Below are 13,802 nucleotides of genomic sequence, written 5' to 3'. Positions count from 1 at the left end.
CCCTCGTGAATCGTTCGTAGAGATCAGTCGTTGTAGGCGGCCTCACCGTGTTCCGCGAGGTCGAGCCCCTGATTCTCATCTTCCGGCGTGACACGCAGGCCGATCGTCAGGTCGATGACCTTGAGGATCGCGTAGCTCGCAAGGCCGGACAGGAGGATGGTGTAAAGCGATGCCAGGCTTTGGGTGAGCAGTTGTTTGCCAATGTGGAAGTCCCCCAGTCCGCCAGCAAACGCTGTGGAGCCAAACACGGCGACCAGGATCGTCCCGATGAAGCCGCCGACGCCGTGCACGCCGAAAACATCCAGCGAGTCGTCGTAGCCGAATTTCTTCTTCAGCTTGGCGCAGGCCAACCAGCAGAGCAGGGCGGAGGCACTGCCAATGCAGACAGCTCCGATCGGTCCGACCTTGCCCGAAGCAGGCGTGATGGCCGCCAGACCGGCGATGGATCCTGTGGCGATGCCAAGGGCGCTCGGCTTGCCATTGCGCACCCATTCGATCAGCATCCACACCACCGACGCGGCGCAGGCGGAGAGATGCGTGACGACGAGCGTCATGGCGGCGGCTCCGTTCGCGGCGAGCTGGCTGCCCGCATTGAAACCAAACCATCCCACCCACAGCATGCCCGCTCCGGTGATGGTCAGCGCCAGATTGTGCGGCATGAGCTGGGCGCTGGGGAATTCCTTGCGGGGTCCGACCATCACACAGGCCACGAGGGCCGCGACTCCGGCCGTGATGTGCACCACGATTCCGCCGGCGAGATCGATCACGCCCGTGAGGCCGAAGAATGCGCCGGCCTTGTGCCACACGCCGTAGCAGCAGGGCGCATAGACCACGAGGCTCCACACGATGCTGAACACGAGGATTGCCTTGAATTTCATACGTTCGGCGAACGCACCGATAAAGAGGCCCGGAGTGATCAGGAAGAACATCATTTGATACGCGAAGTGCAGAAGTTCCGGGATCGTCGGGCAGTCGCTGCGCACCGTGTCGGGAGTGACACCGCTGAGAAAGGCTTTGCCGAAGCGGCCGATCACCGAACAGCCGTCGCTGAAGCACAGCGAGTAACCGCAGACGAGCCACACGAGGCTCAGCACGGCGGTCAGTGCGAAGCACTGCATCAGGATGGAAAGGATGTTTTTCGCACGCACCAGTCCGGCATAAAACAGCGCGAGGCCGGGGATCATCATGAACAGCACCAGCGCGGTCGAGACCAGCAGCCAGGCCGTGTCCCCGCTGTTGATCGTGGAGCCGTCGGCGGCATGGGCGGAGGTGGTCACGAGTGCGAGCGCAAGCGTCGCGGAAAAGCTCCGCAAGGCTCCGCTCCCGGTGCGTTTCAGCAGGGGATGGGTCATGGTTGGTTGGCGGCTGGTTGGGTTGGGAGCCGCAGATGCTAGACAGCCAACCCAAAGTGACAACTGGCAATCAAGATGCCCAATGGTGACTATTTGCCCGCTTCTCGTGTGCCCGTGCCCTTTGGCATGTTCATGAGGCTGTCTCCCAGTTCGGCCCGAATGCTGTCGGCGTGCTTCTGAAGTTTGGCGACCTCGTCCGGGTTTTGGGTGGCCAGATTCTTGGACTCGCTGATGTCGGTGTAGAGGTCGTAGAGCTCCGGCTGCTCGATTTTGACCTGCTGATAAAGAACCGGTATGCCCCCGGTGGCTTTCGGAGCTTCTGGAGGTAGGCTGCGGTACTTGTGAGGAAGCTGCAGTTTCCAGCGGCCGTCGCCACTAGTGATGGCCTGAAGTTGATTCTGTTCGTAGTAGAAGGCGTAGAAGTCGTGAGGGTTCTTTGCCTCAGGAGCACCGGAAACGATGGGCCAGCAGTTCAGGCCGTCGATCTTGTGTTCCGGCAGCTTGGCATCGATGACGTGGGCGATGGTGGGCAGCAGGTCGATGGTCATCATCATGGTGTCCGTGGTCGTGCCGGCGGGAATTTTGCCCGGCCATTTCATGATGCCGGTCACACGCGTGCCACCCTCCCAGCAGGTGCCTTTGCCTTCACGCAGCGGTCCGGCGCTCCCGGCGTGATCGCCATAGCTGAGCCAGGGGCCGTTGTCGGAAGTGAAAATGACCCAGGTGTTCTCTTCGAGGCCGTTCTTCTTCAGCGTGTCCACGATCTGGCCCACGGACCAGTCCACCTCCATCATGACATCGCCAAACAGGCCCTTGCCGGACTTGCCCTTGAATTTGTCGCTCACAAACAGCGGCACATGCACCATGCTGTGGGCCAGGTAGAGAAAGAAGGGCTTGTCCTTGTTCTTCTCGATGAAGCTCACGCCGCGGGCGGTGTAGTCGGTCGTGAGATGCGTCTGGTCCTCTGGGGTGATCTCCTCATCCACGACATGATCGTTTTCATACATCGGCAGCTTGGGATAAGTGCCCTTCTTCGCCTGCGGATGGAAGGGCCACATGTCGTTCGAATAGGGAATGCCATAGTATTGATCGAAGCCGTGTTTGACCGGCAGGAACTGGGGCAGGGAACCAAGGTGCCATTTCCCGACGGCGGCGGTGGCGTAGCCTTTTTGCTTCACCAGTTCGGCGAGGGTCATTTCGTCCGCATTGATGCCATGTTTGGCCGATGGTCCGAGTGCACCGTGAATGCCGACGCGATTGGGGTAGCACCCGGTGAGCAGCGCCGTGCGCGAGGCGCTGCATACCGGTTGGGCGACGTGGAAGTTGGTGAACTTTCGACCGTCGGCAGCCAGTTTGTCGATGTTCGGCGTATGGTATCCCTGAGCGCCGAAGCAGCTAACGTCGGCGTAGCCCATGTCATCCATGAAGATGACCACCACATTCGGTTTTTCGGCGGCGATGGCTGCTTGAACAAGGGCAATGGACGTTAACAAGGAGATAAGCAGCGGGCGCATGGTTGTCATTGAGGTGGTTGGAAAGTGAAATGCAGTAGGCTCACTGGCCGGGCATGGCCAGTTCGAAATCGAAGGTGCGATCGGGCAGCGTGCAGCGCTGGTTCAGCAGCGGGGAGTAGTCCTGGCAGCGCACCGTCTTCCCATCTGGCAGAACTTGGAGCAGACGCAGCCAACCGTTGCCGCCGTTCACGTCCTTTTGGTAATCGACCACCATCTCCTGAACGGTCTGCCCCGTCTTTGCCGTGCTGGTGCGATGATTGGTGTAGCAGGCATGCCCGCTGAGAATCATCACCACATTCGCGTGTTGCGACGCCATCTGCCACAGATCCTCGGGCTGTGTTGTGTCGGGCTTTTCGGCCGGGGCGGGTTCATCGGCCTTGGCCTTTCCCATGCTGGCCGAGAGCTTGATGCGTTCGTTGGTCCTCGGATCCAGATAGGCGTGGGTGAAAAGGATGACGCCGTGCTTCGGATGCGCGGCGATCACGTCGTTCGTCCAACGCAGGACGTCTGCCCGCGGCGCGAACTCGAGGCCTATGACCAGCCATTTGCGGTCGCCCGCCTCAAACTGGTGCCAGTGGTTGTCCACCTTGCGCTGCTCCTCGTCGTAGGAGCCGCCGAAGGTCGGCATGGCGCGGAACATCGGCAGCGGCAGCCAGACGCTGAACGGCGTCCGATGGGTGTTGATCTGCAGTTTGCCGCCGTAGTCGTGGTTCCCCGGCGCGCTGGCCCACGGCACCTTGCCGTCGAGGCGTTTGAAAGCATCCCGGGCCACCGTCCACTCAGCATCGGCCGAAGTTTCAGTGACGTCGCCCACTTGGATGGCAAAACGGATGCCGTACTTCGTGGCGTTGTCCGCCAGCCATTGCGTCTGCCTGTGGAAGATCTCCGGGTGCAACTGGGCGTAAAACTGCGTGTCCGGCAGAATGGCGATGGTGAAGCCTCCTGGCACCACCTCCGGTGCTCCGGGTTCCATTTGGGCCGAGGCAGGCTGCAAGGCCGGCAGCGGTGAAGTTTTGGCCGCGGTCTTGGGGGCCTCTTGAGCCAAGGTGAGGCTTGCGAGGAACAGAGACGGGAGGCAGCGTAAAAACATGGGCAAGGCAACGCCGGGTGGAGCCTTTCTTTGCAACTGAATGGCCGGGTCGGCAAAGGATCTGCAACTAGCCGCGGTGTTGGGGCGAAATCCTAGAGAAGCCAAGGAATTGCGCCCTTTTTCCGCTTGCCGATTCCTAGCATTCCTTTATGATCGCCGTCCTTCCCGGACAGAATTAACGTTTTTATGGCGAGAGTGGGGCCTTCCCCGCTCTTTTTTGTCTGGTGACATCACGAATTTTTTATGATCAGCGAACTTAAAGCCCTTTTCGATTACTACGAGAAAGAGAAAGGAATCGACCGCAACAAGATGGTCGAGGCCCTGTCACAGGCATTGCTCGCCGCCTCCAAGAAAAGCATCGGTCCTGCGCGTGAACTGCGCATCGACATCGATCCCGACAAGGGCACCATCAAGGCGTTTGCCAAACTGATCGCCGTCGAGACCGTGACCAACCGATGGGAGGAACTTCCGCTTCCCACGGCCAAACGCTTCAAGAAAGACGCTGTCGTGGGTGACGAGATCGAAGTCGAAGTCACGCCGAACAACATGGGCCGCATTGCCGCCCAGACCGCGAAGCAGACGATGCTGCAGCGCCTGCGCATGGCGGAGAAGGAAAACCTCTATGACGAGTTCAAGGACCGCACCGGTGACGTCGTCAGCGGCGTGGTGCGCCGTTTTGAAAAGTCCGATGTGATCATCGACCTCGGCAAGTTCGAAGGTGTGATGACTTCCAAGGAGCGTGTCTCCACCGAGGATTACACCCCAGGCGACCGCATGCGTTTCTACGTCAAGGCGGTGGAAAAGGACAGCGGACGCGGACCGGAGATCATCCTCTCCCGCGCCCATCCGAACTTTGTGCGCCGTCTGTTTGAATTCGAAGTCAGCGAAATCGGTGACCGCACCGTGGAGATCGCCAGCATCGCCCGTGAGGCTGGTTACCGCACCAAGGTGGCCGTGCACAGCGCTGACGAAAAGGTGGATCCTGTGGGCGCCTGCGTGGGCCTGCGTGGAGCACGTGTGAAGAACATCGTCCGTGAACTGAACAATGAGAAGGTGGACATCATCCGCTGGAAGGCCGACCCCGCCGAGTTCGTGCGCGAAGCCCTGAAACCGATCAAGGTCATCTCGATCTCGGTAAACACTGAGAAGAAAGAGGCGCGGCTCACCGTCAGCGATGAAGATCTTTCCAAGGCCATCGGCCGTCGTGGTCAGAACGCCCGCCTGACCTCCCGTCTCGTCGGCATGGACCTCGTCATCGAGAAGGATGAGCACGCCGCTGAGGTCTTCGAAGGCCAGATGGGCAGTGCCGTGCATCATCTCATGGAAGCCTTGGACATTTCCGAGGACGTCGCCCGCCAGCTCACCGAAGGTGGCATGGGCGATCTCAAAACGCTGGCCACCGGGGTCGATGTGGACGACATTGCCGAAGTGCTCGGTGGTGACGCCGAAATGGCCCGTCAAATTTTTGAAAAGGCCGCCGCACATGCTTCAGCTCCTGAGTCGGAGTAGCCCCTGTGCCGCCATGACAACGACTTTAAAACACCCCAAACCCTCCGACCAGCCAGCCCCCAACGCCGCTCGCCCGATCCACTTTTCTCATGCCCAGCAAGCCCTCATCCTCCAAAAAGAGCAAGACTTCCACCGACGAGGTCGGTAGCGAGGAACTGCCTGTCGAAAGTGCCAAGCCGAAAAAATCAGGCAAAGACAAGGTGCTTTCGTTGATTGAGGAGAAGAAGCCCCGCAGCAGGGGCGCCGCCAAAGAAGGATCGGCACTGCCACCCCTGGGAGCGAAAAAGGCCGCTCCCGCTCCGAAGAAGGAGGAACCGGCCGCCCCCGCCAAGCCCTCGGTGGATGAGCAGAAGGCCGCCGCATTGAATCTTTTTGAAGACGATGACAAGCCGAAGGTGCGTCGTCGGCCCGCCCCCGAAGTCCAGCAGAGCGCTCTGCCTCCGATCTCGCTGCTGATCGAAGACACGACGCCGAAGCCGATCGTTCCTATCGTGCATGCTCCGCCTCCGGAGGCGCCGGTGCCGGAATTCGAACTCGGGGAAAACGGTGAAAAGATCATTCACTTGAAGCCGCCGATCGTGGTCAAGGACCTCGCGGACAAGATGGGCCTGAAGCCCTTCAAGATCATTTCCGAACTCATCGCCTTCAAGGTGTTCGCCAGCGCGGACAAGGCGATCGACATTGAAATCGCCGAGAAGATCTGCGAGAAGCACGGCTTCAAACTCGAGCGTGACAAGCGCGAGAAAGGCGGCGGCGTTCACAAGGTCGAGGAAGTCATCGTTGAGCCCGAGGCCCAACCGGTTGAAGAGGTGGAGGAGGACAAACTCGAACTCCGAGCGCCGATCATCACCTTCATGGGCCACGTGGACCACGGCAAGACCTCGCTGCTTGACGCGTTGCGCAAGACGCAAGTCACCGCGGGTGAAGCAGGCGGCATCACCCAGCACATCGGTGCCTACTGCATCTTCCACAACGGCAAGCCCATCACCTTCATCGACACCCCCGGTCACGCCGCGTTCTCCGCCATGCGTGCCCGTGGCGCCAACGTCACCGACATCGTCGTGCTCGTCATTGCGGCGGACGACGGCATCATGCCGCAGACTAAGGAAGCGCTCAGCCATGCCAAGGCCGCCGGCGTGCAGCTCATGGTCGCCTTGAACAAGTGCGATCTGCCCACCGCGAACGTCATGCGCGTGAAGAGCCAGCTTCAAGACATCGGTCTTGCACCGGTGGACTGGGGTGGTGAGATCGAAGTCATGGAAGTCTCCGCCAAGAGCGGGCTCGGACTCGACAACCTGCTCGAGACGATGTCCCTCCAGGCGGAAGTGCTCGAACTCAAGGCGGATCCCAAGGCGTCCCCACGCGCCACGGTCATCGAATCGTCCATGGTTGCCGGCAAGGGCCCCGTGGCCACGGTCATCATCGGCCAGGGCACGCTCAAGGTCGGCCAGCCCTTCATCTGTGGCCCCCTCTGGGGCAAGGTCAAGGCGCTGATCAACGACCGCGGCGAGGCCATCAAGGAAGTCCTTCCCGGCATGCCCTGCGAAGTCATCGGCTTCAGCGACATGCCTCACGTCGGCGACGAGGTCGTCGTCATGAGCAGCGAACGCGATGTCAAAAAGCTCAGCGAGGAGCGCCTCGAAGAGCTGCGCCAGAAGAAACTCAGCGTGCCGCGTCGTTCCACCCTGGAGCACCTCTTTGCCAGCATCGAGGACAGCAACAAGAAGGCCCTCAAGATCGTGCTCAAGTGTGACGTTCAGGGCTCGGTCGAGGCCATCGCGAAGTGCCTCACCGACATCAAGAGCGACAAGTGCAACCTCGACATTTTGCACAAGGAGGTCGGTGCCATCAACGAATCCGACGTGCTGCTCGCCAGCGCGTCTGACGCCATCATCCTCGGCTTCAACGTCAAGGTGGAGAACAAGGCCCTCACCACTGCAAAACGCGAGAACGTGCAGGTGAAGCTCTATTCCATCATCTACGAACTGATCGATCAGGTGAAGGAGGCCATGGCCGGCCTGCTCGATCCGATCACTCGCGAGAAGATTCTCGGCCACGCCCGCGTGAAGCAGGTGTTCAAGGTCCACAAGGGCTTCGTCGGCGGTTCCGTCGTCACGGACGGCAGCATGCAGCGCAAGCAGCGTGCCCGTGTGCTGCGTGACGGCCAGGCCGTCTATGACGGCGGCTTCGAAACCCTTCGTCGCTTCCAGGATGAAGTCGGCGAGGTTCGCAACGGCCTCGAGTGCGGCATCAAGCTCTCCGGCTTCAGCGACTACGAAGAAAACGATGTCATCGAGTGCTACGAACTCGAGAAGATCGCCCAGACACTCTAAGCGTGTGGCGAAGGGCAAAGGGTGTAGAGTCCAGAACTCCGACCCCTTCGCCCTCAGCCCTCCGCCATTTGCGCCATGTCCCTCCGAGTCCAAAAAGTCTGCGAACTCATTCGCCGTGAGCTCAGCGTCATCCTTGAAAAGGATTTCCGCATTGAGAACTGCCTCGTGACCATTCACGAGGTCAGTGTCACGCCCGACATGCGCCAGTGCTTTGTGTACGTCGGAGTCATCGGCAAACCGCACCAGCAGGACGCCGCCATCGAAAAGCTCACGAAGGCCCGCGGCTTCATCCAGCGGGATCTCTACAAGCGCGTCAAGCTGCGCTGCAGTCCGCAGCTCTTCTTCCGGCTCGACAAGTCCGTCGAACGCGGCGTGCCGCTGCTCAACATCATCGACAATCTTCCGCCGCCGCTGCCAGATCTTCCTGAGGAGACGCCGCCCGAAGACACGCCTCCGAAGTAATGCCCGAAAACTCCTCCACCGCTGAAATCGTTGCAGCCATGCGCTCCGCGCAGCGCATCGCCGTCGTCGCTCATGTGCGTCCTGATGGTGACGCCGTGGGCTCTGTCCTCGGCCTCGCCCTGAGCCTCCGCGCTCTTGGCAAGGACGTCATCGCCCTCCTCGAAGACGGCGTCCCGTCCAACCTCGCCTTCCTTCCTGGCACCGACACCGTGATTCAGCCTGGCTCCGAGCCGCTGCAAGTCGATCTCGCCATCGCGCTCGACACCGCCACGCATGAGCGCATCGGCGCGAAGTGCAAGGCGCTGCTCGATCCCGCGCCGCTGCTGGTGAACATCGATCATCATCCCACCAATCCGCGCTACGGGACGCTCAATCTCATCGACTCCGACTCTCCCGCGACCGGCCAGATCATCTACAATCTGCTCACCGAGCACGGCCTGCCCGTCGACGACGCCGTCCGGCAGAATCTCTTCATCGCCATCTCCACGGACACCGGTTCTTTCCAATATCCCGCCACCAACGCGCGGACGCACCGCATCGCCGCTGAAATGATCGAGGCCGGGCTCGACACCGCGCGTCTCGCGCAGTTCGCCTACCATTCCTATCCGCTGCGCCGTCTCGCGCTCATGCGCGACATGCTCAACCACATGGAATTCCGCGCCGACGGCCGCATTGTCAGCTGGCAGCTCAAGCAGAAGCTCATGGACGAGATCTCCATGGACCCCGGCGACACCGAAGGTCTCATCGACACGCTGCGCATGATCGACTCCGTCGTCAGCTGCGTCATCTTTGAAGACGTGGAAGGCGGCAAGGTGCGCGTCAGCGCGCGTTCCAAGGACAACCGCCTCGATGTCTCGGTCATCTGCTCCAAGTTTGGCGGCGGCGGTCATCGCCTCGCATCCGGTGCGCGCCTGAAGGGCCCCATTGAAGAAGCTGCGGAGAAATTTTTACAGGCACTCGAAGATGAAGTCAGACGAATTGATTAGCGGCGTCCTCCTGGTGGACAAAGGCCAGGACATGACCTCGCATGATGTCGTCGCCGTGGCCCGGCGCTGCCTGAACATGAAGAAGATCGGCCACTGCGGCACGCTCGACCCCATGGCCACCGGCATGCTCATCCTCGTGCTTGGCAACGGCACCCGTCTCTCCGACCTCCTCATGTCCGAGGACAAGGAATACACCGGCACCATCACGCTCGGGAAGACCACCAACACCCAGGACGCCGAAGGCGAGGTCGTTGAAGAAAAGCCCGTGCCCGCGGATCTCACGCTGGATCAAGTGAAGGCCGCGTTCGACTCCCTGAAGGGTGACTTCTACCAGATGCCCCCGATGGTCTCCGCCATCAAGATCGGCGGCGTCCCGCTCTACAAGCTCGCACGCAAGGGCCAGGAGGTGGAGCGCGAGCCGCGCTTCGTCCGCGTGTACGATTACGAGATCACCCGCTTCGCTCCGCCGGAGGTCGACTTCCGCGTCGTCTGCAGCAAAGGCTTCTACGTCCGCACCTACGCGCACGACATCGGCCAGAAGCTCGGCTGCGGTGCGCACCTGAGCTCCCTGCGCCGCACACGCTCCGGCCACTTCAAGCTTCTCCCCGGCAAGCACGTCACCTTTGACATGCTCAAGGGAGGCAAACGCGACGAAGTCCTCGCCGCCATGCTCTCCCTCTACGACGTCTCCAAGCTCCGCGGCGCGTAAGCACGCGGGGCTGCCGCCAGGCTTCGGTCAGGCCGATGGGGTGGAGGCGGGTGCGCTGGTTTCCTGCGCGCTTTCCTGTTCGATGTCTTCAAACGAGCGGCGCACCGTTTCGATCTGCTGCCGGTAGTGTTCCGCATCGCCGTAGTCGAAGAAATGCCGGTAGCGGCTGTGCATCGACTTCATGCGCAGCGCGTGTTTGATCGGGCACCAGTACTGTTCCGTGCGCGCCGCGATCTCCGTGGCGCAGGCGATCACCCCGTTGGCGTAGCCGCAGTATTCGCAGTTGAATTTCTCCGCCCAGTTCAGGTAGGACAGATGCCGCCGGTCCAGCTTGATGTAGTCGCTCCGCTTCACCTTCGGAATGCCGTAGATCGGGAAGCAGATCGCCTGATACACGGTCATGAACAGATCCATCAGCGCGATGGGTATGATGCAGGACCAGATCACCGGAGTGGTGAGCAGGATCATGAAGCGCGAATCGCGCACATAGGCGGCGAAGCGCTTCACCAGCAGCTTGTGCCTCGCGCGCGCCTCCTCGGTGAAGCGCACCTTGCCCTGGCGCACTTCGTAGAAGAACTCGGCCTCCTTCCGTTGCAGCTCGCGCACGATGTCCTTTTCCAGCACACGCATTCTTTCCAGCAGGGAGTCGAGTTTTTCGTTCATGGGGAAGGGGCGGTTGATTCGGCCGGCCTGAGGCCTGCGCTCACGGCGCGCTCTTCCCAAACGCCCCTCCTGCCTCCCGTTCTTGCTCAAAGGCAGGCCGCCCCATCCCATTTCCCTCAAAGGAGCGGAAGCTTTCAGGTCCGGTCACCCCCGTGGTTGAACTGCAGGCCCCGGGCCTGATCAAAGCGTCTTAATACGAGTAGATGAACCGCACCGAGGCGAAATGCGCCTGCATGTCCTGACGGAAGAGCTGGAGGGAGTAGTTCAGCATGAGGCTCAGGCTGTCGGTGAACTGAAAATTCACGCCGGTGCCGAGAACCATGTAGTCCTGTCCGGGCGCCTCGTTACGCGTGGTGGTCGTCAACGGCAGGTTCACCAAAGACGCGCTGGTGGCGTTGTTGTGGGTGATGTTCTGGCGTTCGTAGCTCAGGCGCAGCTGCGACGTGATGGTGGCCCAGTTCGTCTTGAACTTCTTGCTCGCCACCCAGCCGACTCGGCTGATGAGCGAATCGAAGCTGCGGCTGCCATACGCCAGCGCTGCGAGACCGCCGCCTGTCTCCGTGTAGGCGTCCACGGCCACGTTGGTGTAATCCAGTCCGATGAACGGGCCGGTGACGAAGGTGTTGTTCTGAAAGCGGAAGGTCCAGCCGGAGTTGAACTGCACCGTGTTGGTCCAGGCCGTGGTGTCGCCATTGGCGGTGGGCAGGCCCACACCCGGATTGCGTGAGGAATCGATGTCCAGCATGCCAAAGCTGTAGAGCGTATCCACCCAGAATGACCGCCGCACGTAGGAGGCATAGGCGGAGAGCGCCAGGCCCTGAATGTTGAGCGTGCCGAGGCTGTTGGCATACGACTGGTGGGTGTTGATGAACGAGGCCGCGAATCCCAACGCCAGATGGCGGGTGAAGTGGCGCTCGATGCCGACGCTCGGGGACCAGGTCTGTGCGTCCATGCCGGCTTGGGTGCCGATGCCGCTGAGGCTGACGTTGGCATAGTTGACCGTGGTGAAAACCTCCCACTGGCGGGAGCGTCGCACCATTTGAGTGACAGGACTTTCCTCCGGTCCGTCGCCCTGTCCCACCACCACGCCGTCGTCGAGGGAAGCGGCGAGGCTTCCATCGCCTTCCTCTTCGCCCTCACCGGCGCGCAGCATGAAGAGACGGCCGTTGACGTCGGCGAGCGCGCCCTGAATCGAGCTGAGAATCGCCTGGTCCTGCAAGGCGGCGGTCTGCAGTCCTCCCACCGCGTCCACCACGGTGTAAACGCCGGTGGTTGGATCGAACTGGCCGACCTGCGTGGCACTGAGGCCGAGTGAGGAATCACTCACCGCCAGGCTGCCGACAATGCTGCCAGCGCCGCCGTTGAGATTGATGAGCTGCCAACTGTCCCCGCCGACGAATCCGGTCATCGCATTGGGATTGCCAATCAGCAGCGTGCCGCCGGCGCTGGCATTGAGGATGCCCGTCAGGTTGAGCGTGTCCGACGCGCCAACGACCGTCGTGTTGTCCCCGAGGCCCGCTCCCGTGATGAGATCGACGGCGATGACGCTTCCCGCGCCCAAAACGAGCGCTCCAGTGCCGCTGGTGCTCACCGAAAAGATGGCCGCGTCAGCGGAGCCCACGCGCTGCAGGTTGAGGATGCCATTGAGGAACACCGACTGGTCCACCGCGGTGGTCACGGAGCCATTACCCGTGAGGATGGCGTTGGACGCCACCGTCACGTCTCCTGCGCCAGAGAGGCTGCCGCTGATCGCGAGAGTGCCGACGGTCACGTTCGTGGCGCCGGTGTAAGTGCTGTCGGCGGTGAGGTTGGTGATGCCCGTGCCAGCCTTGGTCACCGACAGGCTGCCGGCGAGCTGCGGATCGAAGCTGATGTCATTGGTGTGATTGAAGTTCACCGCGGCCGTGCCGCTGCCGCCGGTCACGACGGCGGCATTGAGCGTGCCGGCAGCGCCGCCGGTTCCCATGTTGAGAGTGCCGCTGCTCGCGACATCACTGGCCAGCGTTACCGTGCCGCTGCCGCCAGCACCCACGTTCACCACGCCGCTGTCCGTGAGGTTCACTTCCCCCGTTCCGCTGTAGCCGACGTAGAGACTGCCGCTGCTGGTCCAGCTCCCTCCGCTCACATTCGCCGTGCCCACCGAGCCGCTGTTGAAACCCAGAGTGCCATTCGTGTTGCTCACGCTGCCGCCGCTCACATTGAGTTCCCCCGTGCCGGAACTGCCGACAAAGAGACTGCTGCTGTTGGTCCAGGTCCCGCCGCTCACCGTCGCCGTGCCCACCCCGCCGCTGTTGAAACCCAGAGTGCCGGACGTATTGCTCACGCTGCCGCCGCTCACATTGAGCTGCCCTGTGCCGGCACCGCCGATAACAAGAAAGCTGCTGTTGGTCCAGCTTCCGCCGCTCACAGTCGCCGTGCCCACCCCGCCGCTATCATTCCCCAGATAGCCATTCGTGTTGCTCACGCTGCCGCTGCCGCTCACATTCAGCTCCCCCGTGCCGAAATTGCCGACAACAAGCAGGTTGCTGTTGGTCCAGCTTCCGCCGCTCACGTTCACCGTGCCCGCGGACCCGTTCTGATTGCCCAGGCTGCCCCCGTTGCTGCTCACGCTGCCACTGCCACTCACATTGAGCTCCCCCGTCCCGAATAAGCCGACAAAGAGACCGCTGCTGTTGGTCCAGCTTCCGCTGCTGACATTCGCCGTGCCCACCCCGCTGCTGTTGTAACCCAGAGTGCCAGACGTATTGCTCACGCTGCCGCCGCTCACATTGAGCTGCCCTGTGCCGGAATTGCCGACAATAAGAGTGCTGCTGTTGGTCCAGCTCCCGCCGCTGACGTTCGCCGTGCCCACCCCGCTGCTGTTGTAACCCAGATAGCCGTCCGTGTTGCTCACGCTGCCGCTGCCACTGACATTGAGCTGCCCCGTGCCGGCATCGCCGACATAGAGAATGCCGCTGCTGGTCCAGCTCCCGCCGCTCACATTCGCCGTGCCCACCGCGCCGCTTAGCTGACCCAGATAGCCAGTCGTATTGCTCACGCTGCCGCTGCCGCTCACATTGAGCTCCCCCATGCCGGAACCGCCGATATAAAGCCTGTTGATATTGGAAGAGCGTCGGGTGGGGAAAGAGGGTAGGTCTCGGGGGTCGCCGTATCATTCAAAAAAACCATCCGTATCGCTCACGCT

Annotated in this window: 10 protein-coding genes; 5 read left to right on the top strand and 5 right to left on the bottom strand. The window is 61.5% G+C overall.

Annotation, left to right across the window (positions count from 1 at the left end; all coding sequences use genetic code 11):
• Positions 1-23 precede the first annotated feature (23 nt).
• From KDL09_RS21235 to KDL09_RS21225, 3 genes are all read right to left on the bottom strand, one after another.
• Entirely contained in the window at positions 24-1,352 is a 1,329-nt protein-coding gene (locus KDL09_RS21235) for an ammonium transporter (protein ID WP_294389568.1), read from the bottom strand.
• A gap of 89 nt (positions 1,353-1,441) precedes the next feature.
• On the bottom strand, positions 1,442-2,866 hold the full coding sequence (locus tag KDL09_RS21230) for a sulfatase (RefSeq protein WP_294389565.1): 1,425 nt from the start codon (positions 2,864-2,866) through the stop codon (positions 1,442-1,444).
• 40 nt (positions 2,867-2,906) lie between these two features.
• A complete protein-coding gene (locus KDL09_RS21225; RefSeq protein WP_294389562.1) occupies positions 2,907-3,956 on the bottom strand; it encodes a metallophosphoesterase in 1,050 nt (349 codons plus the stop codon).
• A gap of 243 nt (positions 3,957-4,199) precedes the next feature.
• Here KDL09_RS21225 and nusA point away from each other — a divergent pair, with 243 nt between their 5' ends.
• From nusA to truB, 5 genes are all read left to right on the top strand, one after another.
• A complete protein-coding gene (nusA, locus tag KDL09_RS21220) occupies positions 4,200-5,465 on the top strand; it encodes a transcription termination factor NusA (RefSeq protein WP_294389559.1) in 1,266 nt (421 codons plus the stop codon).
• Positions 5,466-5,554: 89 nt separating this feature from the next.
• Complete coding sequence (gene infB / locus KDL09_RS21215) at positions 5,555-7,798, top strand: translation initiation factor IF-2 (RefSeq protein ID WP_294389557.1); 2,244 nt, start codon at positions 5,555-5,557, stop codon at positions 7,796-7,798.
• Between the two features lie 75 nt (positions 7,799-7,873).
• Positions 7,874-8,260, top strand: a complete 387-nt coding sequence (gene rbfA / locus KDL09_RS21210; RefSeq protein ID WP_294389555.1) for a 30S ribosome-binding factor RbfA — start codon at positions 7,874-7,876, stop codon at positions 8,258-8,260.
• On the top strand, positions 8,260-9,246 hold the full coding sequence (locus tag KDL09_RS21205) for a bifunctional oligoribonuclease/PAP phosphatase NrnA (RefSeq protein ID WP_294389552.1): 987 nt from the start codon (positions 8,260-8,262) through the stop codon (positions 9,244-9,246). Before rbfA ends, KDL09_RS21205 begins: the two co-directional genes overlap by 1 nt.
• A complete protein-coding gene (gene truB / locus KDL09_RS21200; RefSeq protein ID WP_294389550.1) occupies positions 9,224-9,955 on the top strand; it encodes a tRNA pseudouridine(55) synthase TruB in 732 nt (243 codons plus the stop codon). The genes KDL09_RS21205 and truB overlap by 23 nt, the downstream gene beginning before the upstream one ends.
• Positions 9,956-9,982: 27 nt before the next feature.
• Here truB and KDL09_RS21195 read toward each other — a convergent pair whose 3' ends face one another.
• Both KDL09_RS21195 and KDL09_RS21190 read right to left on the bottom strand, forming a co-directional pair.
• Complete coding sequence (locus KDL09_RS21195; RefSeq protein ID WP_294389548.1) at positions 9,983-10,618, bottom strand: hypothetical protein; 636 nt, start codon at positions 10,616-10,618, stop codon at positions 9,983-9,985.
• Positions 10,619-10,808: 190 nt separating this feature from the next.
• A complete protein-coding gene (locus KDL09_RS21190; RefSeq protein ID WP_294389541.1) occupies positions 10,809-13,688 on the bottom strand; it encodes an autotransporter domain-containing protein in 2,880 nt (959 codons plus the stop codon).
• Positions 13,689-13,802: the final 114 nt, after the last annotated feature.

The sequence above is a fragment of the Prosthecobacter sp. genome, assembly GCF_020439865.1.
Classification (GTDB): domain Bacteria; phylum Verrucomicrobiota; class Verrucomicrobiia; order Verrucomicrobiales; family Verrucomicrobiaceae; genus Prosthecobacter.
This window is presented reverse-complemented; position numbering and strand designations above follow the sequence as displayed.

What these genes read in the sequence shown, in the direction of transcription:
- KDL09_RS21235 (WP_294389568.1), bottom strand. Translation starts at nt 1,352, where the DNA reads ATGACCCATCCCCTGCTGAAACGCACCGGGAGCGGAGCCTTGCGGAGC.
- KDL09_RS21230 (WP_294389565.1), bottom strand. Translation starts at nt 2,866, where the DNA reads ATGCGCCCGCTGCTTATCTCCTTGTTAACGTCCATTGCCCTTGTTCAA.
- KDL09_RS21225 (WP_294389562.1), bottom strand. Translation starts at nt 3,956, where the DNA reads ATGTTTTTACGCTGCCTCCCGTCTCTGTTCCTCGCAAGCCTCACCTTG.
- nusA (WP_294389559.1), top strand. Translation starts at nt 4,200, where the DNA reads ATGATCAGCGAACTTAAAGCCCTTTTCGATTACTACGAGAAAGAGAAA.
- infB (WP_294389557.1), top strand. Translation starts at nt 5,555, where the DNA reads ATGCCCAGCAAGCCCTCATCCTCCAAAAAGAGCAAGACTTCCACCGAC.
- rbfA (WP_294389555.1), top strand. Translation starts at nt 7,874, where the DNA reads ATGTCCCTCCGAGTCCAAAAAGTCTGCGAACTCATTCGCCGTGAGCTC.
- KDL09_RS21205 (WP_294389552.1), top strand. Translation starts at nt 8,260, where the DNA reads ATGCCCGAAAACTCCTCCACCGCTGAAATCGTTGCAGCCATGCGCTCC.
- truB (WP_294389550.1), top strand. Translation starts at nt 9,224, where the DNA reads ATGAAGTCAGACGAATTGATTAGCGGCGTCCTCCTGGTGGACAAAGGC.
- KDL09_RS21195 (WP_294389548.1), bottom strand. Translation starts at nt 10,618, where the DNA reads ATGAACGAAAAACTCGACTCCCTGCTGGAAAGAATGCGTGTGCTGGAA.
- KDL09_RS21190 (WP_294389541.1), bottom strand. Translation starts at nt 13,688, where the DNA reads ATGGGGGAGCTCAATGTGAGCGGCAGCGGCAGCGTGAGCAATACGACT.